This is a genomic window from Burkholderia sp. JKS000303, from assembly GCF_002563755.1.
GTDB lineage: Bacteria > Pseudomonadota > Gammaproteobacteria > Burkholderiales > Burkholderiaceae > Burkholderia > Burkholderia anthina_B.
This window is the reverse complement of sequence record NZ_PDBZ01000001.1, coordinates 1,025,559-1,051,414: the sequence shown is the minus strand read 5'-3', so window position 1 is coordinate 1,051,414 and position 25,856 is coordinate 1,025,559. Positions and strand designations below refer to the sequence as shown.

The window sequence follows — 25,856 nt, the reverse complement described above, 5'->3', positions numbered from 1 at the left end:
CTCAGCGTGACGACTTCGCGCCGTGTCGCGCGGCCATGCGCGCCAGCGCCGCCTGCAGCGGCGACGGCTCGAGGTGATCGGCGAGGTCGCGCAACGCAGTGGCGCCGACCGTCGTCATCCGTGCCTGTTTAACGTGAGGCGGTTCCGGCGCGTCCTTCGGCCGCACGCGCACGCGCAGCGCCGAAACCGGCCAGCCGCGCTTCTGCAGATCGGCGAGCAGCCGCGGCTCGACCTGCCGCAGCCGGGCGGCGAGCGCATTGTGCGCGGCAAAGAGGGTCAGGGTGCCGTCCTTGATGGAGCCCGGCTCGATATGATTCGCAAGATAGTCGGGCAGGAGCGCGGTGAGGTCGCGCTGCAGCGACGCGACCTGTTCGACGCCGGCGCGCAGCGCCGCGAACGCATCGGTGCGGTTGAGCACTTCGGACACGGGTTGCGGGCGATGTGCGGCGAGCGGGCCGAAACGCTTGTTAAATCGGTTCATCGAGGAATTCTTCGGGCACGCATGCGTGCAGACGTTGACGCCGATTGTACCCGCGCCGGCCCGCACACGCGCGGCTTTCGGGCGGCTGGCCGCGTAGCGGCCCCGCTTGCCGGTGCGTGGCGTGCGTCCTGCCGGGACACGGGCGCACGCGTTCCCGCGTGCTAAAATTCCTCGTTTGAGTCCACTAATTCGCTAAGCCGCCGAGGCTCGGGCGTCGGGGCGCGCATCACGCGCCGGGCGCCGGTGCTGCGACGCAGGGTCCGATCCGATGACAACCGGTTTTCTCCAGAAAATTTTTGGCAGCCGCAACCAGCGGCTCGTCAAGCAATACCAAAAGACCGTCACGACGATCAATGCGCTCGAAACGCAGATCGAGAAGCTGACGGACGACCAGTTGCGCGGCAAGACGGATGAGTTCCGCCAGCGTGTCGCCGGCGGCGAGTCGCTCGACAAGCTGCTGCCCGAAGCGTTCGCGGTCTGCCGGGAGGCGAGCCGCCGCGTGCTGAAGATGCGTCACTTCGACGTGCAGATGATCGGCGGCATGGTGCTGCACTACGGCAAGATCGCCGAAATGCGCACCGGCGAGGGCAAGACGCTCGTCGCGACGCTGCCCGTCTATCTGAATGCGCTTGCCGGCCGCGGCGTGCACGTCGTGACGGTCAACGACTACCTCGCGCAGCGCGACGCCGAATGGATGGCGCGCCTCTACAACTTCCTCGGTCTGTCGGTCGGCATCAACCTGTCGGGCATGGAGCACGAGCAGAAGCAGCAGGCCTACGCGTCGGACATCACGTACGGAACGAACAACGAGTTCGGCTTCGACTACCTGCGCGACAACATGGTCTACGAGACCGAGGCGCGCGTGCAGCGGGCACTGAATTTCGCAGTCGTTGACGAAGTCGACTCGATCCTGATCGACGAGGCGCGTACGCCGCTGATCATCTCGGGCCAGGCCGAAGATCACACCGAACTGTATGTGCGGATGAACGCGCTGCCGCCGCTGCTCGAGCGCCAGATCGGCGAAGAGAAATCCGACGGCACGGGCGTCGAGAAGCCGGGCGACTACACGCTCGACGAGAAGTCGCGCCAGGTGTTCCTGACGGAGTCGGGCCACGAGAAGGCCGAGCGACTGCTCTCCGAGTGGGGCCTGATCGGCGAGGGTGAAAGCCTGTACGCGCCGCAGAACATCACGCTGATGCACCACGTGTACGCGGCGCTGCGCGCACACACGCTGTTCTCCAAGGACCAGCACTACGTCGTGCAGAACGGCGAAGTGGTCATCGTCGACGAATTCACGGGCCGCCTGATGGCGGGCCGCCGCTGGTCCGACGGCCTGCACCAGGCGGTCGAGGCGAAGGAGCACGTGAAGATCCAGAGCGAGAACCAGACGCTCGCGTCGATCACGTTCCAGAACTACTTCCGCATGTACGCGAAGCTCGCCGGCATGACGGGTACGGCGGACACCGAAGCGTACGAATTCAACGAGATCTACGGTCTCGAAACGGTCGTGATCCCGACCAACCGTCCGCCGAAGCGGATCGACAAGCAGGATCAGATCTACAAGACGGCCAAGGAGCGCTACGACGCGGTGATCCGCGACATTCGCGAGTGCTACGAGCGCGGCCAGCCGGTGCTGGTCGGCACGACGTCGATCGAGAACTCCGAGCTGCTGTCGCATCTGCTGAAGCAGGCGGGGCTGCCGCACGAAGTGCTGAACGCGAAGCAGCACGAGCGTGAAGCCGCGATCGTCGCGGAAGCCGGCCGTCCGAAGCGCATCACGATCGCGACCAACATGGCCGGTCGCGGTACTGACATCGTGCTCGGCGGTAACGCCGAGAAGCAGGCGGCGTTCATCGACGCCGACGACGCGATCCCGGCCGATGAAAAGGCGCGCCGCATCAAGCAGCTGCACGACGAGTGGGAAACGCTGCACGAGCAGGTGAAGGCCGCGGGCGGTCTGCACATCATCGGCACCGAGCGTCACGAATCGCGCCGGATCGACAACCAGTTGCGCGGCCGTGCAGGCCGTCAGGGCGATCCGGGCTCGTCGCGCTTCTACCTGTCGCTCGACGATCCGCTGCTGCGCATCTTCGCGGGCGACCGCGTGCGTTCGATCATGGACCGCCTGAAGATGCCGGAAGGCGAGGCGATCGAGGCCGGCATCGTCACGCGCTCGATTGAATCCGCGCAGCGCAAGGTCGAAGCGCGCAACTTCGACATTCGCAAGCAGCTGCTCGAATACGACGACGTGTCGAACGACCAGCGCAAGGTGATCTACCAGCAGCGTAACGAACTGCTCGAAGCGCATGACATCACCGAGACGATCTCGGCGATGCGTCACGGCGTGATCACCGAAGTCGTCCGCCAGTTCGTGCCGGAAGGCAGCATCGAGGAACAGTGGGACGTGCCCGAGCTCGAGGAAGCGCTGCGCAACGACTGGCAGCTCGATCTCGCGATCCAGGAAATGGTGAACGAGTCGACGTCGATCACGGCCGAGGAGATTCTCGAAGCCGTGACGACCGCCGCCGACGAGCAGTACGAGGCGAAGGTCGCGATGGTCGGCCGCGAATCGTTCAGCGCGTTCGAGCGTTCGGTGATGCTGCAGACGGTCGACCGCCTGTGGCGCGAGCACCTCGCGGCGCTCGACCACCTGCGCCAGGGTATCCATCTGCGCGGCTATGCGCAGAAGAACCCGAAGCAGGAATACAAGCGAGAAGCGTTCGAACTGTTCGCCGCGATGCTCGACGCGATCAAGCAGGAAGTCACGCGCATCGTGATGAACGTGCAGATCCAGTCGCCGGAGCAGCTCGAGGAAGCCGCGGAGCAGATCGAGGAACGCAGCGGTCATCTCGAGAACGTCGAGTACCAGCACGCCGACTACGCGGAAGCCGGGCCGGTTGCGAACGTCGCGGCCGCCACGGCGACGGCGGCTACTGCGACGGCCGACATGGTCGGCAGCGCGATGACCCACAGCGGCCCCGGCGGCGAGATGCCGAAGGTCGGCCGCAACGACCCGTGCCCGTGCGGTAGCGGCAAGAAGTACAAGCAATGTCACGGGAAGCTGTCATGATCGGCAGCGGCGCGCATCGCGCGTGCCGCTTCGTTCGCAGTCTCGAATCAGTGATGTGAGTTGCGGCGGCCCGCTCGTGTGGCCGCCGGTTCTTCCAATTGATGCCGGCGCATGCCGGCATTTTCCATCCGGCAGGTGTGCCCCATGGCTGTCAATTTTCCGTCGATCGATCCCGCCCAACTGCATCCCGTCGCCGGCGTCACGCTAGGCTGGGCGGAAGCGAACATCCGCAAGCCGAATCGCAAGGACGTGCTGGTCATTTCCGTCGACGAAGGGGCGACGGTCGGCGGCGTATTCACCGAAAACCGCTTCTGCGCAGCACCCGTCACGGTGTGCCGCGAGCACCTCGCAAAGGTGCGTGCGGGCGGCGCGGGCATTCGCGCGCTCGTCATCAATACGGGCAATGCGAACGCCGGCACCGGCGAGCCGGGCCTCGTGAACACGCGCGAAACCTGCGCGGAACTCGCGCGCCTGGCCGGCATCGACGCCGCGCAGGTGCTGCCGTTCTCGACCGGCGTGATTCTCGAGCCGCTGCCGATCGACCGCCTGAAGGCGGGTTTGCCGGCGGCGCTGGCGAACCGCAAGGCCGCGAACTGGTATGACGCCGCGCAGGCGATCATGACGACCGACACGCTGCCGAAGGCGACGTCGCGCCAGGTCACGATCGACGGTCACACGGTCACGCTGACGGGCATCAGCAAGGGCGCGGGCATGATCAAGCCGAACATGGCGACGATGCTCGGCTTCCTCGCGTTCGACGCGAACGTGGCGCAGCCGGTGCTCGACACGCTGGTGAAGGAAGTGGCCGACCGCTCGTTCAACTGCATCACGATCGATGGCGATACGTCGACGAACGACTCGTTCATCCTGATCGCGTCGGGCAAGAGCACGCTGCCCGCGATCACGTCGACCGATTCGCCGGCCTATGCGGCGCTGCGCGACGCGGTCACGCAGGTCGCACAGGTGCTGTCGCAGCTGATCGTGCGCGATGGCGAAGGCGCGACGAAATTCATGACGGTGCAGGTCGAGGGCGGCAAGAGCGTCGCGGAATGTCGCCAGATCGCCTATGCGATCGGCCATTCGCCGCTCGTGAAGACGGCGTTCTACGCATCCGACCCCAACCTCGGTCGCATTCTCGCAGCGATCGGCTATGCGGGCGTCACGGATCTCGACGTCGGCAAGATCGATCTCTACCTCGACGACGTGCTCGTCGCGAAGGCCGGTGGCCGCAACCCGGCCTACCAGGAAGAGGACGGCCAGCGCGTGATGAAGCAGAGCGAAATCACGATCCGCGTGGTGCTCGGCCGCGGCGACGCGCAGGCGACCGTCTGGACGTGCGACCTGTCGCACGATTATGTGAGCATCAACGCAGATTACCGCTCCTGATCGGGGGCGCTCGAACGACATGGACAAGCTCGAACAGTTTTTGACGCGCGCGGAAGCGCTGCTGGGCCGCCTCGAGGGAATGCTGCCGCCGGCGCCCGCAGCGGTCGACTGGAATGCCGCCACCGCGTTCCGCTGGCGCACGCGCCAGGGGCGCGGCTATCTGCAGCCGGTGTCGGCCACGTCGTCGATCACGCTCGACGACCTGCACAACATTGATCGGCAGAAAGCGCTGATCGACCAGAACACGCGACAGTTCGTGCAGAACAAGCCGGCGAACAACGTGCTGCTGACCGGCGCCCGCGGCACCGGCAAGTCGTCGCTGATCAAGGCGTGCCTGAACGCGTATGCGAAGGACGGGCTGCGCCTGATCGAAGTCGACAAGGACGACCTGCACGATCTCGGCGACATCGTCGATCTGATCTCGCAGCGTCCGGAGCGGTTCATCGTGTTCTGCGACGACCTGTCGTTCGAGGACGGCGAATCGGGCTACAAGGCGCTGAAGGTGGCGCTCGACGGTTCGATCGCCGCGCAGTCGGACAACGTGCTGATCTACGCGACGTCGAACCGCCGCCATCTGTTGCCGGAGTACATGAGCGACAACGAGTCGTACAAGCATCTGCCGGACGGCGAGATCCACCCCGGCGAAGTCGTCGAGGAAAAGATCTCGCTGTCGGAGCGCTTCGGCCTGTGGGTCAGCTTCTATCCGTTCAAGCAGGACGACTATCTCGACATCGTCGGGCACTGGCTGCGCCATTTCGGCTGCCCGGACGCGGAGATCGAAACGGCGCGCGGCGATGCGCTCGTCTGGGCGCTCGAGCGCGGTTCCCGCTCGGGGCGTGTCGCGTGGCAGTTCGCGCGCGACTGGTCGGGCCGCAAGGAGAAGGCATGAGCACGGATTCCGCAGCGGGCGCCGTGCGCGCGCCTGACGGCCGCAAGGTGACGGAGGTCGCGGTGGGCGTGATGGTGCAGCCGGATGGTCGCTACCTGCTCGCGCAGCGGTTGCTGGGCAAGCCGTACGAAGGTTACTGGGAGTTCCCGGGTGGCAAGCTGGAAGCCGGCGAGAGCGTCGAGGACGCGCTCGCGCGCGAACTGCACGAGGAACTCGGCATCGTCGTCACGGCCAGCCATCGCTGGCATACGCTCGAGCACGATTATCCGCACGCTTACGTGCGGCTCTATTTCTGCAAGGTGACGGGCTGGACGGGCGAGCCGCACAGCAAGGAAGGGCAGGCGTTCGTGTGGCAGCAACTGCCGGTCGAGGTCGCGCCGCTGTTGCCGGCGGCGCTGCCGGTGCTCGAACTGCTGGAGAAGGAAGCGGCATCGCAATGATGCCGTGACGGCCCGCCCGAAAGGCGGGTCATATCGCTGGCGCGCGGGATCGCGCGCCGCTCAGCTGTCGCGACGGTCGTCGGTGCCGTCTTCCTCGGACGACGGGCCTTCGTCGGACGAGCCGCCGATCCGGTACTTTTCTGCCGCCCAGGCGCCGAGGTCGAGCTGCTTGCAGCGGGCCGAACAGAAGGGACGGAACTGATTTTCAGGCGTCCAGCGCACATTTGCGCCGCACGAAGGGCATTTCACAACGGTAGTCATACGAAACGTCGGACCGGCACGCGGTCGTTACAGATTGCACAGGGTCAGATGGAATGGCACGTCGATGTCCACCGCGCGCGGCCGTACATCGCCGTCCTGCATGGTGAACCGTACCCACAGCATGTATTTGTTGGCGCTCGCTTCGGGGATCACGCGCAGTTCCGGCGGCACGCGTACCTGCATCAGCTGGTAGGTGCGCCCCGACAGCATCTGCTGATAGCTGCCCTGCATCGCCATCACTTTCGACGCCTGCCCCGATTCGCGCGCGAGCCGCAGCACGATCGCTACCGCGTCGCGCAGCGGTAGCAGCGGCATGATCCATTTCGTGATGTCCTGGCGCCGCTGTTCGGCGGGCCATTGCTGCCACGCATAGTAGGACGGCAGATCGAACTTGCACGTGCCGCCGGGAATCACCGCACGGCTGCGGATGCTGGCAAGCCACTCGTTGTCGACCAGATGTTGCCCGGTCTTGCCCTGCATCTGCGCGAGATTGGCGAGCGTCTGCTCGATTTCGCCGAGCACGGCTTCGAGCGCGTTCTGTTCGATACCCGGATTGCCGCGAAAGGGGGCGAGCGTCTGGCGTTGACGTTCGAGCTCTTTCATCAGATCCGATTTCAGATCCGCGCGGCCCGTCACCTCGGCGATTTCGAACAGCGTCGTCAGCGCGATGTGGTGCTCACGCGGGTCCTCCTGAGCCAAAAAGAACGCAAAGCGCTCGAACAGGTCTTCGAGGCGCAGCAGCGTGCGAATTCGCTCGTTGAACGGATACTCGTAAAGAATCAAGCGCGCTCGCCTCTTGGGGTAGGGATTGAAACAATGCAGGACATTCTAATGCTCACTCTCTACCCTAGCAACGCACCAATTTCGTACACCATCACGATCGCGCGTGCCGATCAGCGCGCGGCGGCCGCGAATCCGAGATAGCGTCGGTGCAATGCGTCGACTTCGGCGGCGAGCGCATCGGGCGTCGTCGCGTCGTTGACGATCACGTCGTCGGCCGCCGCGAGACGCGCTTCGCGTGTCGCCTGTCGTGCGATGATCGCTTCGACCTGTTCGCGCGTGAAGCCATTGCGCCGCATGACGCGCGCAATCTGCGTTTCGACGGAACAGTCGACAACGAGCACGCGATCGCTGCGCGCCTTCCAATTACCTGACTCCACGAGCAGCGGCACGACGAAGATCACGTACGGGCCCTGCGCTTCGCCAGCTTCACGATCGGTCTCGGCGCGGATCAGCGGATGCGTGATCGCTTCGAGACGCCGGCGTGCATCGTCGTCGCTGAAAATCAGTGCGCGCATCCTGGCGCGATCGAGCGAGCCGTCGGCCGCGACGAAATCCGGCCCGAATGCCTGCTCGATAGCTGGCATCGCGAGACCTGCCGGAGCGGTGATGCGGTGCGCGATCAGATCGGTATCGACGAGCGATGCACCGCGCGCGGCGAACAGATCGGCGACGGTCGTCTTGCCGCTGCCGATGCCGCCGGTGAGTCCTATTGCAAACATGTGAGCCTCCGCCGGGCCACCGCAACGACGCGAATCGCGTCGCCACGACACAGCGAACGATGCGCATGCGGGCGGCGTGTCATGCGTGTCATGTCAGCCGCCGAGCGCTGAATAAAAAGGGGTGCCGAAAAACAGCGTCGCGACGCCGCCTGCTGCGAGGAACGGGCCGAACGGAATCGGCTCCTCGAAGCGCATGCGACCGCGCCACGTTGCGATGAGTCCGACGACCGCGCCCGTCACCGCGGCGAACAGCACGACCTGCGGCAGTGCGGCCCAGCCCATCCACGCGCCGAGCGCGGCGAGCAGCTTCAGGTCGCCGAAACCGATGCCTTCGATTCCGCGCAGCCATTTGAACAGCCAGTAGATCGACCACAGGAACAGGTAGCCGACCATCGCGCCGACCACGGCCGAACGCAGCGACGTGAACGTGCCGCCGAGGTTCAGTGCGAGTCCGGCCCAGAGCAGCGGCAGCGTCATCGAATCGGGCAGGTAGCCGGTCCGGATGTCGATCGCGCTCATCGCCAGCAACGCAGCGCATAAACCGAACGCGGCGAGTGCGGCGCCGGTGGGGCCGAAGGCGGCGAGCGAACCGGCGGCGAGCAGCGCGCCCGCGAGTTCGACGAGCGGATAGCGCACGCCGATCGCGTGGCCGCACTGCCGGCAGCGTCCACGCAATATCAGATAGCTGACGAGCGGGATGTTTTCCCACGCGCGCAGGACGTGGCCGCAATGCGGGCATGCACTGCGCGGGCGCCATAGATCGTAGTGAGCCGGATAGCCGTCGTCGGGCACGGCATGCGTGTTGCCGGTCGCTTCGGCGATTTCCGCTTCCCACGCGCGCTGCATCATCACCGGAATCCGGTGCACGACCACGTTGACGAAACTGCCGACGCACAGACCGAGTACGACAGCGAACGCGTACTGCACCGCGGGCGGCAGCAACGCCAGCGCAAGCAGCGTGCTGTCGGGTGAATCGAAAACGGTGTACAGGGGCGCGGGCGTCATGGGCTCGGGTGGGAACTTTAAAGGCGACAGAGTCGGTTGCGATGCTACACCACGTTGCCCAGCTGAAGGATGGGCAGATACATTGCGATCACGAGGCCGCCGACGAGTGCACCCAGCACGATCACGATCAGCGGCTCGCCGAGCGCGGCAATCGCATCGAGGCGAGCGTCGAGCTGGCGTTCGCATAGCGCGGCGATGTCGGCGAGCATCGTGTCGAGCGCGCCGGTTTCCTCGGCGACGGCGATCGGCTGCACCACGTCGTCGGGGAAACAACCGGCCTCATGCATCGCGTCGGCAAGACGTGCGCCGCGCAGCACGCGTGCCGCGATGCGTGTGGTGGCCTGTTCGAACACCGGGTGGCCGGCCGTGCGTTCGAGCGTCGCGAAGGCGTCGGCGAGCGGTACGCCGGCGCCGAGCAACGTTGCCAGCGAGCGACACCAGCGCGCGGCCGCGAACTGCGTGAGTGCGCTGCCGAAAAATGGCGTGTCCAGCAGGCGTCGCGCGAGCGCGTAGCGCAGCGCCGCGGAGCGTCGCAGTGCGTGATGCGACGCGAGCCCCGCCGCTGCCGCGACGGCGACGAACGTGCCGCCCCATGTCGACGTCGCGGATGACAGCGCGAGCAGGGCGCGGGTCGGCGCCGGCAGTGCTGCGCCGAAGCCGTCGAAGATCTGCCGGAACGTCGGGACGACCCACACCATCAACGCGGCCGAGATCGCGAGCGCGAACAGGATGACGGCAGTCGGGTAGGCCAGCGCGGCACGCAGCTTGCGCCACTGGGCATCCGCACGTTCGCGATGCTCCGCGACGCGCGTCAGGACGGTGGCGAGCGCACCCGACGCTTCGCCGACTTCGATCAGTTGCCGATACAGCGTGCCGAACTGGGACGGATAGCGTGCGAGCGCGGCGGCGAAGCGCTGACCGCCGACGATTTCGCGCGCGAGGCCTGCCGCGATGCGCGGTAACCCGTCACGCGTGCGAGTGCGGGCGATCATGTCGAGCGACGGCGCGAGCGGCAGCCCGGCTTGCAGCAGGCTTGCGAGCTGACGCGTGAAGCGCGTGACGTCTCGTGCACCGGCCGCTGGCGGCCGGGCTCTGCCCCGCACGTCGAGTGCCAGCACCGCGACGCCGTCGCGCGCCAGCGCCGCGCGCGCCGCGGCTGCATCGAACGCGATGGTGGTTCCGCTGCATCGTGTGCCGTCGCGTCGACGGCCACGCCACGTGAAGCGGGTTTCGGGCGGGGGCGTGCGCATGGCGGTTACGCGTCCGGGGTCGCGGCGAGCGCTTCCGCCATGCTCGTCGTGCCGTCGCGAACGTGTGCGAGCGCTGCAGCGCGTAGGCCGGGCACGCCCTCGGCCGCCGCGCATTGTGCGAGTGCGCCGACACTCGCGCGCGCCACGATGCGCTCCGCCATCTCCGCTGAAACCGGCATCGTCTGATGCAGGCCGATCCGGCCGCGATAACCGATGCCGTGACAGGCGGCACAACCGCGGGCGACGAACGGGCGCCAACCGGATTCCAGGGCCGCCGAATCGCAGCCGGCTTCGCGCAGCACGCACGCGGGCGCGTCGGAGCGCACGCGACAGACGATGCACAGGCGCCGAACGAGGCGTTGCGCGGTGACGAGGCGCAACGCGGCCGCGAGGTTGTACGACGCGACGCCGATGTCGAGCAGTCGCGCGACGGCCGCCGGTGCGTTGTTCGTATGCAGCGTCGACAGCACGAGGTGGCCCGTCTGCGCAGCCTTGATCGCGACGTCGGCCGTCTCCGCGTCGCGAATCTCGCCGACCATGATGACGTCCGGATCCTGCCGCAGCAGCGCGCGCAACGCGGTCGCGAAGGTGAGGCCGGCCTTCTCGGCGACGCCGACCTGGTTGATGCCGTCGAGCTGGATCTCGGCCGGATCCTCGACCGTGCAGACGTTGTGCGCGTCGCGGTCGAGCATCTGCAGCGCGCAGTAGAGCGACAGTGTCTTGCCGCTGCCGGTCGGCCCGGTGACGAGTACGAGGCCATGCGGTGCGCGTATCGCAGCCTCCATTGCAGTCGCCTGCCGTGTGTCGAAGCCGAGGCGGGCGAGCGTGAGGTCGGGCGGCAGGGTTTCCAGGCGACGCAGCACGAGTTTCTCGCCGAACAGCGTGGGCAGTGAGCTGACCCGATAGTCGCCGCGCATGCCGGCGTCGACCGCAATGCGCAGTCGACCGTCTTGCGGGAGGCGGCGTTCGGCGATGTCCATGCGCGCAAGCACCTTGATCCGCGTGACGAGCGCGTCGCGTAGATGAGCGGGCGGCCGCGCATGTTCATGGAGTACGCCGTCGATGCGCAGGCGGATGCGCCAGCCCGATTCGAACGGTTCGACGTGGATGTCGGACGCATCGCGCACGCGGGCGGCGTGAAGCGTGTCGGTCAGCAACCGGACGGCGGGCGAATCGTCGAGCTTCGCCGCATCGAGCGGGCGGGCGCTCGATGCTGGCGATGTGTCGGAGGGAGCCGGCGGCCGCTCGGCGTGCAGCGGCGCCGCGGGAGAATTGAAATGCATGTGAGCCGGCGTGTCGGCCGCCTGTTGATCGTGACCGGTCAATGATCACGGATCGTCGTCGGCACCGGCAGTCGGCCGTTCGGCTAACGCGTGGCGGCGCGTGCGCGCGTGCTGCGCGGCTTGAAGAGCTTGACGGTGCGCACGGCCTGATCGTCGCTGCGCATCACCTCGAGCATCACGTCGCGGATTTTCAGGCACACGTCGCCTTCCGGAATTTCCTCGAGGATTTCGAGGATCAGGCCGTTCAGCGTCTTCGGCCCGTCGGTCGGCAGTTGCAGGTGCAGCCAGCGGTTCAGTTCGCGCAGCGGCATGCTGGCGGCGACGATGCATTCGCCGTTCTCGTCCCAGCCGCCCGCGCGTTCGCCGCGCGGCATCGACGTCGTGAATTCGCCGATCAGTTCCTCGATGATGTCCTCGGGCGTGACGAGCCCTTCGAGCTCACCGTACTCGTTGACGACGAGCGCGGTGCGCTGCCGGCTTTCCTGGAAATACTGGAGCTGCTGAACGACCGGCGTGCCCGACGGCACGTAGTACGGTTCGGCGAGCAGCGTGCGCAGCGTGTCGCGGTCGAAATCCTGGTTGTGCAGCGCGGTGAGCGTCTTGCGCACGTGCAGTACGCCGAGCACCTTGTCGATGTCGCCTTCGTACACGATGAGCCGGTTGTGATAGCAGGTCTCGATCTGATGCAGGATGTCGTCGAACGGCGCGTAGAAGTTGAGCGACTCGATCTGGCGGCGCGGCACCATCACGTCGTCGACGGTGATGTTCTCGAGGTCGAACAGGTTGAGCAGGATGCTGCGGTGCTTGGTCGGCATGAAACTGCTCGACTCGAGCACGATCGCGCGCAGCTCGTCGGCCGACATCCGCTGGTCGCGGCCTTTCTTCGTGTTGATGCGCAGCACCCAGAGCACGCCGTTCGCGAGTGCGTTGACGAACCAGACGACCGGCTTGAACACGCGCATCAGCGGCGCGATCACGAGGCTCGCGGGCAGCGCGATGCGCTCGGGATAGGTCGCGCCGACGATCTTCGGCGCGATTTCCGCGAACACGATGATCAGGAACGCGACGACACCGGTTGCGATCGACAGCGCGAGGTTGTTACGGCCGAACGTATGCAGCGCGAGCGACGTCGTCAGGACCGGGATGATCGTGTTGAACAGGTTGTTGCCGATCAGGATCACGCTGAGCAGCAGGTCGGTGCGGGTGAGCAGGCCCTGCGTGGTCTTCGCGCCGAGCACGCCCTGGCCGGCGAGATGCTTCAACCGGTGACGGTTGAGCGCCATCATCGCGGTCTCGGAAATGGAAAAGAAGCTGGAGCAGAGGAGAAGCAGGAAGACGGCGCCGATTTGCGCCCATAAGGGAATTTGGTCCACGCGTCAGAAAGGGCAGTGAAGGACAGGGATGGAGGGAATATAGCAGAGGCCGGTGGCCGGGATGTGTCGCACATGGCGCGACGGTTCGCGCGAACAGGCAAAAAAAAACCGTGCACACGGTGCACGGTTTTTTCAAAATCTGGTCGGGGTGAGAGGATTCGAACCTCCGGCCTCTACGTCCCGAACGTAGCGCTCTACCAGGCTAAGCTACACCCCGATTTTTTGCCCTTCCAACTTCGCAGTTTTCGTTCAGATCGCTGCGTCGTCTCAAGCAAGAACGTAACTATAACGATGTTTTTTCCAAAAGGGAATACCTTGATGAAGAAATTTTTCGAGCCAAGGTATCACCTTTGATTTGCGGCGCGTTTACGACTGCCGCGACGTCGAGTACGAGCACAGCGCGAGCAGGCTTTCCTTGTAGATCGAATCCGGGAACGCAGTGATCGCGGCGGCAGCAGCCTGTGCTTCCTGACGTGCGCATTCGAGCGTATGGTCGAGCGCACCCGAACGCGTGATCGCGTCGAAAATCGTATCGAAGCGATCGGTGCCGCCCTGTTCGATCGCCTCGCGGGCGAGGGCGGACTGTTCCGGCGTGCCGCGTTCGATCAAATAGATGAGCGGCAGTGTCGGCTTGCCTTCGCGCAGATCGTCGCCGGCGTTCTTGCCCATCGCTTCGGCCGTGCCGGCGTAGTCGAGCCAGTCGTCCATGATCTGGAAGGCGGTGCCGATGCGGCGGCCATACTCGGCCGCGGCAGCTTCGGTCGGCGCATCGGCGCCCGAGAGCACGGCGCCCAGTCGTGCCGACGCTTCGAACAGCTTCGCAGTCTTGTAGCGGATCACCTGCATGTAGCGCGTCTCGTCGACGTCCGCATCGTGCATGTTGAGAAGCTGCAGCACTTCGCCTTCGGAAATGATCGTCGTTGCTTCCGACAGGATCTCCATCACGCGCATCTTGCCGACGCCGACCATCATCTCGAACGAGCGCGAATAGAGGTAGTCGCCTACCAGCACGCTCGCCGCGTTGCCGAACAGCGCGTTGGCCGTCTGGCGACCGCGCCGCAGTTCGGACTCGTCGACGACGTCGTCATGCAGCAGCGTGGCGGTGTGGATGAACTCGACGACGGCAGCCAGCACGTGCCGCTGGTGCGACGTTTCGCCGAGTGCGCCGGCGACGAGCAGCAGCAGGGCGGGACGCAGCCGTTTGCCGCCCGCACCGATGATGTACTCGGCGATCTGGTTGATCAGCAGTACGTCGGACGCGAGGCTTTGCCGGATAACGCGATTCACCTGCTCCATGTCGCTTGCGATCGGGGCGAGCAGGTGGGCGGCGCTGAGGGTGGGGGAGGCGGTGGACGACGACATGATGATCGAAATGGGTGATGCCGCGGATTATAAGTCGAATCCGCGATATCCCGGTCTGCCGGACGTGCCGCAGCCGTGATTTTGGCCGTCTGGCCAGGGCTTGCGCGCGGCAATTGCGGATCGGTTTTGACTTCGGTGCTAACCCCATGTATAATCACGTGTTTTCCGCGCGTGGTGTGCGGAAAAATTGGATCCAGAGTGAGGTTCTCAATGTACGCGGTCATAAAAACCGGCGGCAAGCAGTACAAAGTTGCCGTTGGCGAAAAACTCAAAGTAGAACAGATACCGGCTGACATTGACGCTGAAATCACGCTCGACCAGGTTCTCGCAGTGGGCGAAGGCGAATCGATTAAGTTCGGTGCGCCGCTGGTCAGTGGGGCTTCCGTCAAGGCCACCGTTGTGTCGCACGGTCGTCATGCCAAGGTCACCATCTTCAAGATGCGTCGCCGGAAGCACTACCAAAAGCATGGCGGCCACCGCCAGAACTACACCGAGTTGCGCATCGACGCAATCAACGCGTAAGCGTCTCGGTAAAGGAGCAATCAGATGGCACACAAAAAGGCAGGCGGCTCTTCCCGGAACGGCCGCGACTCCGAGTCGAAACGTCTCGGCGTGAAAGTGTACGGCGGCCAGGCAATCAACGCCGGCGGCATCATCGTGCGTCAGCGCGGTACGCGTATGCACGCTGGCGAGAACGTCGGCATGGGCAAGGATCACACCTTGTTCGCGCTGGTCGACGGTCACGTCAAGTTCGCGACCAAGGGCGCGGACAAGAAGCATCTGGTCATCGTTGTCCCGGCGGCTGCCTAAGTTTAGGCACCCAAGGGCTTCGTAGCCGAAAGGCCCCGCAGTCTTCGCGGGGCCTTTTTTTATTTGGCCGCCGGGCGCATGTGCGCGCCGGTGGTTGTCGCCGAACCGGCGGGCAATCGGCCGAACGGCAGATTGTTCAAGCGCGCCGGCGCGCGGCACAATAGCGGAAATACTGGTCGGAGTAACGAATGAAGTTCATTGACGAAGCACGAATCGAAGTCATCGCCGGCGACGGAGGCGATGGCAGCGCGTCGATGCGCCGCGAGAAATTCGTTCCGTTCGGCGGGCCGGACGGTGGCGACGGCGGCCGGGGCGGCAACGTCTACGCGATCGCCGACCGCAACATCAACACGCTGATCGACTACCGTTACGCGAAGAAGCATCTCGCGCGCAACGGCGAAAACGGTCGCGGTTCCGATTGCTACGGCAAGGGCGGCGACGACATCACGCTGCGCATGCCGGTCGGCACGGTCGTGACCGACATGGACACGGGTGAACTGATCGCCGACCTGACCGAGCACGACCAGCAGGTGATGCTTGCGAAGGGCGGTTCCGGCGGCCTCGGCAACCTGCATTTCAAGTCGAGCACGAACCGTGCGCCGCGTCAGAAGACCGACGGCAAGCCGGGCGAGCGACGCATGCTGCGGCTGGAGCTGAAGGTGCTCGCCGACGTCGGGCTGCTCGGCATGCCGAACGCCGGCAAGTCGACGTTCATCTCGTCGGTGTCGAATGCGAAGCCGAAGATCGCCGATTACCCGTTCACGACGCTCGCGCCGAATCTCGGCGTGGTGCGGGTCGGTCCGAGCAAGAGCTTCGTGATCGCCGATATCCCGGGGCTGATCGAGGGCGCGGCTGAAGGCGCGGGCCTCGGCCACCAGTTCCTGCGCCACCTGCAGCGCACCGGCGTGCTGCTGCACCTCGTCGATCTGGCACCGTTCGATGAAAACGTCGATCCGGTTGCGGAAGCGACGGCGATCGTCGGCGAGCTGCGCAAGTACGACGAGGCGCTCTACGAGAAGCCGCGGTGGCTCGTGCTGAACAAGCTCGACATGGTGCCGGAAGACGAGCGCAAGACGCGCGTCGCCGATTTCCTCGAGCGTTTCGGCTGGGACGGCCCGGTATTCGAAATCTCGGCGCTCACGGGCCAGGGCTGCGAAGCCCTCTGCTACGCGATCTACGACTACCTCGCCGAGCATTCGGAAGCGCATCGCGTGGCGGAAGAAGAAGATCTGGCCGCGGACGTGCGGTTCCGCGATGCGCCGCCCGCCGATGGCGGCACGACGCCCGGCGACGACGCCTGAGCGGCTCCGGCATGCACCGGGCGCATGGCCCGATGCCGGAATTTAATCGCGCATCAGATACAGGAGACAGCGCACGATGCGTTCGATCATCGCGGATTCGAAGCGACTGGTGGTGAAGGTGGGCTCCAGCCTCGTGACCAACGACGGCAAGGGGCTCGATCATGCTGCAATCGGCCGCTGGGCTGCCCAGATCGCCGCGCTGCGCGCTCAGGGCAAGGAAGTGGTGCTCGTCAGTTCGGGCGCGATTGCCGAAGGGATGCAGCGGCTTGGGTGGAGCAAGCGTCCGCGCGAGATCGACGAGCTGCAGGCCGCCGCCGCGGTCGGCCAGATGGGGCTCGCGCAAGTCTATGAGAGCCGCTTTACCGAGCACGATATCCGCACCGCGCAGATCCTGCTCACGCACGCCGACCTGGCAGATCGCGAACGCTACCTGAATGCACGTTCGACGCTGCTCACGTTGCTGCGGCTCGGCGTCGTGCCGATCATCAACGAGAACGACACGGTCGTCACCGATGAAATCAAGTTCGGCGACAACGACACGCTCGGTGCGCTGGTCGCGAACCTGATCGAAGGCGATGCGCTGATCATCCTGACCGACCAGTCGGGGCTGTTTACCGCCGATCCGCGCAAGGATCCGAGCGCGACGCTGGTCGCGGAAGCCAGCGCCGGCGCGCCGGAACTCGAAGCGATGGCGGGCGGCGCAGGCTCGAGCCTCGGCCGCGGCGGGATGCTCACGAAGATCCTGGCGGCCAAGCGCGCGGCGCACAGCGGCGCGAATACCGTGATCGCGAGCGGGCGGGAGCCCGACGTGCTGGTGCGGCTCTCCGCAGGTGAGGCGATCGGCACGCAGCTGATCGCGCGCACCGCGCGGATGGCGGCGCGCAAGCAGTGGATGGCCGATCATCTGCAGGTGCGCGGGCACGTCGTGATCGACGCGGGCGCGGTCGAGAAGCTGACCGGTGGCGGCAAGAGCCTGCTGCCGATCGGCGTGACGGGCGTGCAGGGTGCGTTTGCGCGAGGCGAGGTGATTGCGTGCGTCGGCCCGGACGGGCGCGAAGTGGCGCGTGGCCTCACGAACTACAGCAGCGCGGAAACGAAGCTGATTCACCGCAAGCCGAGCGGTGAGATCGAGACGGTCCTCGGCTACATGCTGGAACCCGAACTGATTCACCGCGACAACCTCGTGCTGGTGTAACCGTCCGGCCTGCGCCGGCAAACGACAAAAAAAGCCCGCATTGCGCGGGCTTTTTCATTGTGGCGGGCAGCGGCCGGATGGCCAGTGTCGCGCGGTCAGTGCAGCTGGCTCATCGCGGTACGGTGGAACCGGACGTTCTCCAGAATCTGCTGGGTCGAGCCCTGCGGCATCTTGTTCGCGCAGAAGTAATCCTGGTAGAGCGCTGCGTGATACGCATTCAGCTCGCCGTTCTCGATGCGGCGCCAGTCGTTCTCGACCGTGCGGTCCCAGCCGTCGTGATCCGAGTTCAGGCCCGCATACTGACGCCATTCGTAGGTGTCGCAGCGGATGCCTTCGTAGTTCACGTTGCGTGCACCGGCCGGGCTCGTGATGACGACCGCATAGCGCACGACGCCGTCGGTGCCGACCGCGAGCGACTTCGCATCGATCGCGAACTTGAGCGGCGTGTTCTGCGACACGTTGAACGGCAGCAGGTCGCCGGCTTGCGGCAGCGCAGGCAGCGTATCGACCGGGTTCTCCTTCCAGTTGCCCTGGCGGTCCAGCAGATACACGAACGCGCTGTCATCCTTGTTGGTCGGCGTCTTCGAATTCGCGCAGCCGGCCAGTGCAGCCGCTGCGGCGATCGATGCGAGCGCGAGAGCAATCGCTTTCAATATGCAATCCTCGTAAAAAAAGGGCGCGACACCAAGGTCGCGCCCGGTCATGCAGTCCGACTCGTCACTTGCCGATGATCACCTGGGGCGGCAGCTCGTCGAGCGTGCTCGCGTCCATTTCGATCTCCGAACAAACCACCGATGTGTCGACAATCGTCAGCGTCTGCTGGACCTGCGTGCCGATTACGCGCGGATAGCGCGACGGACGCGGCCCACGCGGCTTGTCGGCTCGCTGCGCCGGGCGGCGCAGGAAGCGCGACAGTTCCGTCAGCGCCAACTGATAGACATCCCGCTTGAACTCGATCACCGCATCGAGCGGCACCCAGTACTCGTTCCAGCGCCACGCATCGAACTCCGGGTGGTCGGTTGCGCGCAAGCAAATATCGCAATCGCGTCCGACCATCCGCAGCAGGAACCAGATCTGTTTCTGGCCGCGGTAATGACCGCGTACCTCACGCTTGATGAACTTGTCAGGCACCTCGTAACGCAACCAGTCGCGTGTGCGGCCGATTATCTTGACGTGTTCCGGATGCAGGCCCGTTTCCTCGTGCAGTTCCCGGTACATCGCCTGCATGGGGGTCTCGCCATACTTGATCCCACCTTGAGGAAACTGCCAGGAATGCTCGCGGATCCGCTTGCCCCAAAACACCTCGTTGCGCGCGTTCAAGAGGATGATGCCGACGTTCGGGCGAAAGCCTTCACGATCCAGCATACAACCACCTTCGAATCCTTTAAAATTGCTTTGATTATAAACAGATAACGGGCGCTGCGCACCGTGGCGGAGCGAATCCGCCCGGGGTGCATCGGCTGAAGTGTCCCTGATTTGTCTGCTATGTCATCTGCGCCATCGCCGTTCGTCGCGCGCAGCTTTTTCACCTTGAAACTTTTTCGGGCGCCCCGCCTGGGGCGCCGTATTTGGAACCGTCCGCATGAAAGCTTCCCGTTTCTTTATCGGCACCCTCAAAGAAGCACCGGCCGACGCAGAGATCGTCAGCCACAAGCTGATGGTGCGCGCCGGCATGATCCGTCGTGTCGCCGGCGGCATCTATAACTACCTGCCGGTCGGTTTGCGCTCGATTCGCAAGGTCGAGGCGATCGTGCGCGAGGAAATGAACCGGGCGGGCGCCATCGAGCTGCTGATGCCGGCCGTGCAACCGGCCGAGCTGTGGCAGGAATCGGGCCGCTGGGAGCAGTACGGCCCCGAGCTGCTGCGCTTCAAGGACCGCAAGGACAACGACTTCGTGATCGGGCCGACGCACGAGGAAGTCGTCACCGATATCGCGCGCAACCAGATCAAGAGCTACCGGCAGATGCCGGTGAACTTCTATCAGATCCAGACGAAGTTCCGCGACGAGATCCGTCCGCGCTTCGGCGTGATGCGCGGCCGCGAATTCATCATGAAGGACGCGTATTCGTTCGACAAGGACGCGGCCGGCCTGAACGAGTCGTATCGCAAGATGTACGACGCGTACGTGCGCATCTTCACGCGCCTGGGTCTCGAGTTCCGTGCGGTCGCGGCCGACAGCGGCTCGATCGGCGGCAACTTCTCGCACGAGTTCCACGTGATCGCCGATACCGGCGAGGACGCGATCGCTTACTGCCCGACGTCCGAGTTCGCGGCGAACATCGAGGCGGCCGAAGCGCTGCCGCTGGTCGCCCAGCGCGCGGCGCCGGCCGAAGCGATGGAGAAGGTCGCGACGCCCGGCAAGGCGAAGTGCGAAGCCGTCGCCGAGCTGCTGGCGATCCCGCTCGAGCGCACGATCAAGTCGATCGTGCTGGCCACCGAAAACGAAGGTGCCGAGCCGACCATCTGGCTCGTGATGCTGCGCGGCGACCATGACCTGAACGAAATCAAGGTGTCGAAGCTGCCGGGTCTGAAGAACCACCGCTTCGCGACCGAACAGGAAATCGTCGAGTGGTTCGGCACGCCGCCGGGTTATCTCGGCCCGGTCGGCACGAAGAAGCCGGTGAAGGTGATCGCCGATCGCACGGTCGCGAACATGAGCGACTTCGTCGTCGGCGCGAACGAGGTCGACTATCACATCGCGGGCGTGAACTGGGGCCGCGACCTGCCGGAGCCGGACGTCGCCGACGTGCGCAACGTGAAGAAGGGCGATCCGTCGCCGGACGGCAAGGGCGAGATCGACATCTGCCGCGGCATCGAAGTCGGCCACGTGTTCCAGCTCGGCACCAAGTACTCGGAAGCGCTGGGCGCGACGTTCCTCGACGAGTCGGGCAAGCCGCAGCCGATGCTGATGGGCTGCTACGGCGTCGGCGTCACGCGCATTCTGGGCGCGGCGATCGAACAGAACTTCGACGACAAGGGCATCATCTGGCCCGAGTCGATCGCACCGTTCGAAATCGTGCTGTGCCCGATGGGCTATGACCGCAGCGACATGGTGCGCGAGGCGGCCGACAAGCTGTACGCGGAACTGACGGCAGCCGGCATCGACGTGATCCTCGACGATCGCGGCGAGCGCCCGGGCGTGATGTTTGCCGACTGGGAACTGATCGGCGTGCCGCATCGCCTGGTGATCGGCGAGCGCGGCCTGAAGGAAGGCAAGATCGAGTACCAGGGCCGCCGCGATGCCGAAGCGACGCTGCTGCCGGCCGACACGGCTGCGGCGACGGTGACGGAGAAGATCCGCGCCGCGCTCGCGCGCTGATCGCGGCAATCGGGGGACACGGTGGAATACACCTTCCTGTCGGCCACCGTGCTCCTCGTGTTGATCACGGATCCGCTCGGTAACATCCCGCTGTTCATTTCGGCGATGCGGGACGTGCCGCGCGAGCGGCGCGTGAAGCTGATCCTGCGTGAAGTGGGGATCGCGTTCGTGATCCTGCTGTTCTTCATGGTGGTCGGCGACCGCTTCCTGCGGATGATGAGCCTCACCGACCTGTCGCTGCGACTCGGCGGCGGGATCGTCCTGTTCCTGATCGCGCTGCGGATGATTTTCCCGCATCCGGACGGCGCGCTCGGCAGCGATCCGCGCGCAGGCGGCGAACCGTTCATCGTGCCGCTCGCGATTCCGGCGCTGGCAGGCCCGTCGGCGCTCGCAACCGTGATGCTGCTGACGTCGCAGGCGCCGGGCAAGATGCTCGAGTGGGTCGGCGCGCTGACGGTCACGATGATCGTCTGTGCGATCACGCTGGTATTGGCCGAACGGATCCAGCAATGGCTCGGCGAGCGGACCGTCGCGGCGTTCGAGCGGCTGATGGGCCTCGTGCTCGTCGCGATCTCGGTCGAGATGCTGCTGGCCGGTATCCGGGCGTTCGTGCACCAGCTGTAGCGCACGGCGCACACCCACGAAAAAAAGCGGCGCTCCGGGAAACCGGAGCGCCGCTTTTCTTTATGACGGGCAGGGCGATCAGACGTTCGCGGTCAGCGCACGGATCGTCGGCAGGTTGCGCCAGTAGCCCTTCGCGTCCATCCCGCAGCCGAACACGTAGCGGTCCGGCACCGAGAAGCCGCAGAAATCGGGGTGCAGCGGCTTCGCTTTCGCGAGCGTCTTCTCGCACAGCACGGCGGACATGAAGCGCTTCGCGCCCATGTCGAGGATGCGGTCGCGGATCGCGGCCATCGTTTCGCCTTCGTCGAGGATGTCGTCGAGCACGAGCACGATCCGGTCCTTCACCGATTCGCGCGGCGCGACGCGCCAGTGCATCTCCGGGCTGCCCTGCGTCGTGTTGCGGTAGCGGGTCAGGTGGATGTAGTCGAATTCCAGCGGGAAATCGAGATGCGGCAGCAGCATCCCGGTAAACACCGCGGCGCCGCCCATCACCGAGAGAACGAGCGGGAACGCGTCGCCGATCTCGGCGCGGATCGCGTCGGCCATCGTGGAGATCGAAGCGTTGACGGCTTCGGCCGAGACGATCTCTTCGGAGTGGTCGAAAATGTGGAGGGCTTCTTCGCGGTTCATGTGTTCTGGCGGACAGTCGGTATACAAATAAGAATGAAGCAGAACGGGCGGCGCGCGCTACGGCAAAAACCCGCGCGCCGGCCGACGGGCGAAATCAGCGCATGCCGGGCATCATGCCCTTCAGGCCGCGCATCATCTTCTGCATGTTGCCGCCCTTCAGCTTCTTCATCATCGTACGCATCTGGTCGTACTGGTTCAGCATCCGGTTGACTTCCTGCACCGGCACGCCCGCGCCGGCTGCAATGCGGCGCTTGCGCGTCGCCTTGATGATCTCGGGTTTCGCGCGCTCGGCGGGCGTCATCGAGCTGATGATGCCTTCCATCCGGCGGATCGATTTCTCGGCCTGGCCCATGTCGGCACCGGCCGCCGCCTGCTGGAACTGCGCAGGCAGCTTGTCCATCAGCGACGACAGGCCGCCCATGTTCTTCATCTGCGAGATCTGCGCGCGGAAATCGTTCAGGTCGAAGTCGCCGCCTTTCTTCACCTTGTCGGCGAGCTTCTGCGCGGCCTGTACGTCGACGCCGCGCTGCGCTTCCTCGACGAGCGCGAGGATGTCGCCCATGCCGAGGATCCGGTTCGCCATCCGGTCGGGGTGGAACACCTCGAGGCCGTCGAGCTTTTCGGCGACGCCGACGAACTTGATCGGCTTGCCCGTGACGTGACGCACCGACAGCGCCGCGCCACCGCGCGAATCGCCGTCGAGCTTGGTCAGCACGACGCCGGTGAGCGGCAGCGTGTCGCTGAACGCCTTCGCGGTGTTGACCGCGTCCTGGCCGAGCATCGCGTCGACGACGAACAGCGTTTCGGCCGGCTTCAGCGTGCCGTGCAGCGCGGCGATTTCCTGCATCATCGCTTCGTCGATACCGAGACGGCCGGCCGTGTCGACGAGCAGCACGTCATGGTAGTGGCGCTTCGCCCAGTCGACGGCGGCAACCGCGATGTCGACGGGCTTCTGGTCCGGCGTCGACGGGAAGAAGTCGGCGCCGACCTGTTCGGTCACCGTTTTCAACTGCATGATTGCGGCCGGGCGATACACGTCGCACGACACCGTCAGCACCTTCTTCTTGTACTTTTCGCGCAGCAGCTTCGCGAGCTTGCCGACGGTCGTGGTCTTGCCGGCGCCCTGCAGGCCGGCCATCAGGATCACGGCGGGCGGCGTGACCGCGAGGTTCAGCTCGGCGGCCTTGCCTTCGTAGTCGCCGCCGATCACCGCGGTCAGTTCCTTCTGGACCACGCCGACGAGCGCCTGGCCCGGCGACAGGCTGCTGATCACCTCCTCGCCGAGCGCCTTTTCCTTGACCTTGGCGATGAATTCGCGGACGACGGGCAGTGCGACGTCGGCCTCCAGCAGCGCGAGACGCACCTCGCGGAGCATCTCCTGGGTGTTCGCCTCGGTAAGCCGGGCCTCGCCGCGCAGCGTCTTGACGACGCGCGCCATCCGTTGAGTGAGATTGTCGAGCATGGGGAGCGTTGGACAGTGGGGCCCGAAGGCGCAACGGAACCGAACAAAGGGAGCCGTCGCGGGAAGGGGGCCTAGTGTAAACTTCGAACATGGATATTGTACTGTATGCCCTCACCGCATTCCTGTACGGCGGCCTCGCCGTCGCAGGCTGGCGCACCCACCGCCAGGGCGCGACGCCGCTCGTCGCGAGCGTGCCGGCCGTGCCGGTCCCCGCGTCCGCCGCGTCGGGGATGAGCGGGGCCGGCCGCGCGCTGCTGTTTGCCGCGCTCGTCGCGCACGGCGTGCTGCTGCACATGACGATCTTCCCGAACGACGCGATGATCTTCGGGTTCGCGTTCGCGCTGTCCGCGATGTTCTGGCTCGGCGCCGGCATCTACTGGATCGAGAGCTTCTTCTTCCCGCTCGACAGCCTGCGCCTGCTCGTGCTGCCGCTCGCGTGCATCGCGTCGCTGCTGCCGCTCGTGTTCGGCGGCGTGCGGGTGCTGCCTTATGCCGCAGCACCGTTGTTCAAGATGCACTTCCTGATCGCGAACATCGCGTATGGCCTCTTCGCGATCGCCGCACTGCACGCGATCCTGATGCTGATGGTCGAGCGGCGTCTGCAGTCGCTGCGAAGCGGCGGACGCGGCGGCTCGACCGGCTGGATCGCGAGCTGGCTCGAAACGCTGCCGCCGCTCCTCACGCTCGAGAAGCTGCTGTTCCGGCTGATCGGCGCGGGCTTCGTGCTGCTCACGCTGACGCTTGCATCGGGGATCCTGTTCAGCGAGCAGGTCGATGCGCGCGCGCTGCGGCTCGACCACAAGACCGTGTTCGCGGTGGTGTCGTGGCTGATGTTCGGCGGCCTGCTGGTCGCGCACAAGACGTCGGGCTGGCGCGGGCGCGGCGCCGCGCGCTGGGTGCTCGTGTCGTTTGCCGCGCTGCTGCTCGCGTATGTCGGCAGCCGGTTCGTTTTCGAGGTGCTGCTGCACCGCTCCGTGGTTTGAACGCAGGTTTCCGATGCGACAGATTCTTCTCCTGATCATTCTCTTCTTCGCGGGTTCGTGGATCGCGCGCAAGCTGCGCCAGGCCCAGGAACACGCGCAGACGCGTACCGGCCGCGGCGCCGGCTACGATGGCGCGCCCGGTCACGGCGGCGCCGGCACGGGCCGCCCGAACGGCGATGTGCGCTCGCTGCCCGAACCGATGGTGCGCTGCGCCGAATGCGGCGTGCATGCGCCGAAGGGCGAAGCCGTCGCGTCGGACGGCGAGTATTTCTGCAGCGCCGAGCACGCACAGCGCCATCGCACGCACGCGAGCGGCTCCGACGCGCGATGAGCGACACACCGCGGCTGTCGGTCGACGCGAACGGCTGGGTGCGCGAAGCGCGCCATGCGCCGTCGCCGAATTTCGAGGCGCGGCCCGCGGGCGCGGTGCCGACGCTCGTCGTCGTGCACAACATCAGCCTGCCGCCCGGCGAATTCGGTGGCGACGCGATCGAGGCGCTGTTCCTGAATCGCCTCGATTGCGATGCGCACCCCTATTACCAGCGTCACCTGCGCGACGTGCGCGTGTCCGCGCACTTCCTGATCCGCCGGGACGGCGAACTCGTGCAGTTCGTGTCGTGCGACGCGCGCGCGTGGCATGCGGGCGCATCCGAGTTCTTCGGCCGACCGCGCTGCAACGACTTCTCGATCGGCATCGAGCTCGAAGGCGCGGACGACGTGCCGTTCGACGCAGCGCAGTACGCTACGCTCGGCGTGCTCGCCCGCACGCTTGCCGCGCGCTATCCGGTCGATGCGGTAGCCGGGCATTCCGACATCGCGCCAGGCCGCAAGACCGACCCGGGGCCGCACTTCGATTGGCAACGCTTCGCGGGCGATGCGGGCTTTTCCGCCGAATACTTTCCTTTCCGTCAGCACTGAGCGCAGGGTTTTTGAGGCGGCGAAAAAAATTTTTCCGACCAATGCCTTGTCACGTCTACCCGTCCGGGGGGTGGGTGTGATGTCAATACCTTTCGCGCAAATTATCCGTTTTGACCTCGTCCGAATGTCCACTATACTTGGTGCCGGTTGAGTAGTTCTGTACTAGATATAGTGTGTGTCGCAGGGGAAACCCGAGCGGCACCGGCCGGCGGGCAACGCCGGCGGAACAGGGTTCTCAGGCGGCGCATCAGGCCGGACAGTCCGGGCGTCGCGATCAAGCGCAGCGAACTTCGACGGGGCAGGGTACACATG

The 25,856-nt window shown here is 65.5% G+C and carries 26 protein-coding genes and 1 tRNA gene; 13 read left to right on the top strand and 14 right to left on the bottom strand.

Annotated elements, in window-relative coordinates:
- Nucleotide 1: 1 nt before the first annotated feature.
- A complete protein-coding gene (locus BX604_RS05020) occupies nucleotides 2-481 on the bottom strand; it encodes a DUF721 domain-containing protein (RefSeq protein WP_098549847.1) in 480 nt (159 codons plus the stop codon).
- Between the two features lie 268 nt (nucleotides 482-749).
- Here BX604_RS05020 and secA point away from each other — a divergent pair, with 268 nt between their 5' ends.
- The 4 genes from secA (at nucleotide 750) to BX604_RS04995 (ending at nucleotide 6,266) form a co-directional block, all read left to right on the top strand.
- Nucleotides 750-3,551: a preprotein translocase subunit SecA gene (secA, locus tag BX604_RS05015; protein ID WP_098549846.1), complete on the top strand. Its 2,802-nt coding sequence runs from the start codon at nucleotides 750-752 to the stop codon at nucleotides 3,549-3,551.
- A gap of 144 nt (nucleotides 3,552-3,695) precedes the next feature.
- Complete coding sequence (argJ, locus tag BX604_RS05005; RefSeq protein ID WP_098549844.1) at nucleotides 3,696-4,937, top strand: bifunctional glutamate N-acetyltransferase/amino-acid acetyltransferase ArgJ; 1,242 nt, start codon at nucleotides 3,696-3,698, stop codon at nucleotides 4,935-4,937.
- 19 nt (nucleotides 4,938-4,956) lie between these two features.
- A complete protein-coding gene (locus tag BX604_RS05000; RefSeq protein ID WP_098549843.1) occupies nucleotides 4,957-5,826 on the top strand; it encodes an ATP-binding protein in 870 nt (289 codons plus the stop codon).
- Nucleotides 5,823-6,266, top strand: coding sequence for an NUDIX domain-containing protein (locus BX604_RS04995; RefSeq protein ID WP_096506172.1), 444 nt, complete (start codon nucleotides 5,823-5,825; stop codon nucleotides 6,264-6,266). The genes BX604_RS05000 and BX604_RS04995 overlap by 4 nt, the downstream gene beginning before the upstream one ends.
- A 60-nt stretch (nucleotides 6,267-6,326) precedes the next feature.
- On the opposite strand, the gene BX604_RS04990 is transcribed toward BX604_RS04995, so the two are convergent.
- The 9 genes from BX604_RS04990 to BX604_RS04950 all read right to left on the bottom strand — a co-directional run bounded on the left by BX604_RS04990 (nucleotide 6,327) and on the right by BX604_RS04950 (nucleotide 14,302).
- Nucleotides 6,327-6,527 carry a DNA gyrase inhibitor YacG gene (locus BX604_RS04990; protein WP_098549842.1) on the bottom strand — a complete coding sequence of 67 codons (201 nt, stop codon included), beginning with the start codon at nucleotides 6,525-6,527 and terminating at the stop codon, nucleotides 6,327-6,329.
- A 27-nt stretch (nucleotides 6,528-6,554) separates the two neighbouring features.
- The gene (gene zapD / locus BX604_RS04985) at nucleotides 6,555-7,310 is read right to left on the bottom strand and encodes a cell division protein ZapD (RefSeq protein WP_098549841.1); all 756 of its coding nucleotides are present in this window, start codon (nucleotides 7,308-7,310) and stop codon (nucleotides 6,555-6,557) included.
- A gap of 110 nt (nucleotides 7,311-7,420) precedes the next feature.
- Nucleotides 7,421-8,029: a dephospho-CoA kinase gene (coaE, locus tag BX604_RS04980; RefSeq protein WP_098549840.1), complete on the bottom strand. Its 609-nt coding sequence runs from the start codon at nucleotides 8,027-8,029 to the stop codon at nucleotides 7,421-7,423.
- 93 nt (nucleotides 8,030-8,122) lie between these two features.
- Nucleotides 8,123-9,034 (bottom strand): prepilin peptidase, encoded by a 912-nt coding sequence (locus BX604_RS04975; protein ID WP_098549839.1) that lies wholly within the window; start codon nucleotides 9,032-9,034, stop codon nucleotides 8,123-8,125.
- 44 nt (nucleotides 9,035-9,078) lie between these two features.
- A complete protein-coding gene (locus tag BX604_RS04970) occupies nucleotides 9,079-10,284 on the bottom strand; it encodes a type II secretion system F family protein (protein WP_098549838.1) in 1,206 nt (401 codons plus the stop codon).
- Nucleotides 10,285-10,289: 5 nt separating this feature from the next.
- Nucleotides 10,290-11,567: a GspE/PulE family protein gene (locus tag BX604_RS04965; RefSeq protein WP_098549837.1), complete on the bottom strand. Its 1,278-nt coding sequence runs from the start codon at nucleotides 11,565-11,567 to the stop codon at nucleotides 10,290-10,292.
- A gap of 83 nt (nucleotides 11,568-11,650) precedes the next feature.
- Complete coding sequence (locus BX604_RS04960; protein ID WP_098549836.1) at nucleotides 11,651-12,940, bottom strand: HlyC/CorC family transporter; 1,290 nt, start codon at nucleotides 12,938-12,940, stop codon at nucleotides 11,651-11,653.
- A gap of 140 nt (nucleotides 12,941-13,080) precedes the next feature.
- Nucleotides 13,081-13,157, bottom strand: a tRNA-Pro gene (locus BX604_RS04955).
- A gap of 149 nt (nucleotides 13,158-13,306) precedes the next feature.
- Nucleotides 13,307-14,302, bottom strand: a complete 996-nt coding sequence (locus BX604_RS04950) for a polyprenyl synthetase family protein (protein ID WP_098549835.1) — start codon at nucleotides 14,300-14,302, stop codon at nucleotides 13,307-13,309.
- A gap of 210 nt (nucleotides 14,303-14,512) precedes the next feature.
- On the opposite strand from BX604_RS04950, the gene rplU reads away from it, so the two are divergent.
- From rplU to proB, 4 genes are all read left to right on the top strand, one after another.
- On the top strand, nucleotides 14,513-14,824 hold the full coding sequence (gene rplU / locus BX604_RS04945) for a 50S ribosomal protein L21 (protein WP_027783472.1): 312 nt from the start codon (nucleotides 14,513-14,515) through the stop codon (nucleotides 14,822-14,824).
- 24 nt (nucleotides 14,825-14,848) lie between these two features.
- Nucleotides 14,849-15,112 (top strand): 50S ribosomal protein L27, encoded by a 264-nt coding sequence (gene rpmA, locus BX604_RS04940; RefSeq protein ID WP_006476999.1) that lies wholly within the window; start codon nucleotides 14,849-14,851, stop codon nucleotides 15,110-15,112.
- 188 nt (nucleotides 15,113-15,300) lie between these two features.
- Nucleotides 15,301-16,413 (top strand): GTPase ObgE, encoded by a 1,113-nt coding sequence (gene obgE, locus BX604_RS04935; RefSeq protein ID WP_098549834.1) that lies wholly within the window; start codon nucleotides 15,301-15,303, stop codon nucleotides 16,411-16,413.
- 76 nt (nucleotides 16,414-16,489) lie between these two features.
- Nucleotides 16,490-17,608 carry a glutamate 5-kinase gene (gene proB / locus BX604_RS04930; RefSeq protein WP_098549833.1) on the top strand — a complete coding sequence of 373 codons (1,119 nt, stop codon included), beginning with the start codon at nucleotides 16,490-16,492 and terminating at the stop codon, nucleotides 17,606-17,608.
- Between the two features lie 95 nt (nucleotides 17,609-17,703).
- On the opposite strand, the gene BX604_RS04925 is transcribed toward proB, so the two are convergent.
- Together BX604_RS04925 and BX604_RS04920 are read right to left on the bottom strand one after the other, a co-directional pair.
- On the bottom strand, nucleotides 17,704-18,312 hold the full coding sequence (locus tag BX604_RS04925) for a CNP1-like family protein (protein WP_098549832.1): 609 nt from the start codon (nucleotides 18,310-18,312) through the stop codon (nucleotides 17,704-17,706).
- Between the two features lie 13 nt (nucleotides 18,313-18,325).
- Entirely contained in the window at nucleotides 18,326-18,973 is a 648-nt protein-coding gene (locus tag BX604_RS04920; protein WP_098549831.1) for an RNA pyrophosphohydrolase, read from the bottom strand.
- Nucleotides 18,974-19,190: 217 nt separating this feature from the next.
- On the opposite strand from BX604_RS04920, the gene BX604_RS04910 reads away from it, so the two are divergent.
- Together BX604_RS04910 and BX604_RS04905 are read left to right on the top strand one after the other, a co-directional pair.
- The gene (locus tag BX604_RS04910) at nucleotides 19,191-20,927 is read left to right on the top strand and encodes a proline--tRNA ligase (protein WP_098549829.1); all 1,737 of its coding nucleotides are present in this window, start codon (nucleotides 19,191-19,193) and stop codon (nucleotides 20,925-20,927) included.
- A gap of 21 nt (nucleotides 20,928-20,948) precedes the next feature.
- Nucleotides 20,949-21,551, top strand: a complete 603-nt coding sequence (locus tag BX604_RS04905) for a MarC family protein (RefSeq protein ID WP_048251148.1) — start codon at nucleotides 20,949-20,951, stop codon at nucleotides 21,549-21,551.
- Nucleotides 21,552-21,629: 78 nt separating this feature from the next.
- Here the strand turns inward: BX604_RS04905 and BX604_RS04900 are convergent, their stop codons facing one another.
- Nucleotides 21,630-22,181 (bottom strand): hypoxanthine-guanine phosphoribosyltransferase, encoded by a 552-nt coding sequence (locus BX604_RS04900; RefSeq protein ID WP_098549828.1) that lies wholly within the window; start codon nucleotides 22,179-22,181, stop codon nucleotides 21,630-21,632.
- Nucleotides 22,182-22,275: 94 nt separating this feature from the next.
- A complete protein-coding gene (gene ffh, locus BX604_RS04895) occupies nucleotides 22,276-23,643 on the bottom strand; it encodes a signal recognition particle protein (protein ID WP_096506206.1) in 1,368 nt (455 codons plus the stop codon).
- A gap of 89 nt (nucleotides 23,644-23,732) precedes the next feature.
- Here ffh and BX604_RS04890 point away from each other — a divergent pair, with 89 nt between their 5' ends.
- Genes BX604_RS04890 through ampD form a run of 3 tightly spaced genes read left to right on the top strand, consistent with a single transcriptional unit; the run spans nucleotide 23,733 to nucleotide 25,544 of the window.
- On the top strand, nucleotides 23,733-24,626 hold the full coding sequence (locus BX604_RS04890) for a cytochrome C assembly family protein (RefSeq protein WP_098549827.1): 894 nt from the start codon (nucleotides 23,733-23,735) through the stop codon (nucleotides 24,624-24,626).
- Between the two features lie 13 nt (nucleotides 24,627-24,639).
- On the top strand, nucleotides 24,640-24,957 hold the full coding sequence (locus BX604_RS04885) for a PP0621 family protein (RefSeq protein ID WP_098549826.1): 318 nt from the start codon (nucleotides 24,640-24,642) through the stop codon (nucleotides 24,955-24,957).
- Nucleotides 24,954-25,544 carry a 1,6-anhydro-N-acetylmuramyl-L-alanine amidase AmpD gene (gene ampD / locus BX604_RS04880; protein WP_098549825.1) on the top strand — a complete coding sequence of 197 codons (591 nt, stop codon included), beginning with the start codon at nucleotides 24,954-24,956 and terminating at the stop codon, nucleotides 25,542-25,544. The genes BX604_RS04885 and ampD overlap by 4 nt, the downstream gene beginning before the upstream one ends.
- Nucleotides 25,545-25,856 lie beyond the last annotated feature (312 nt).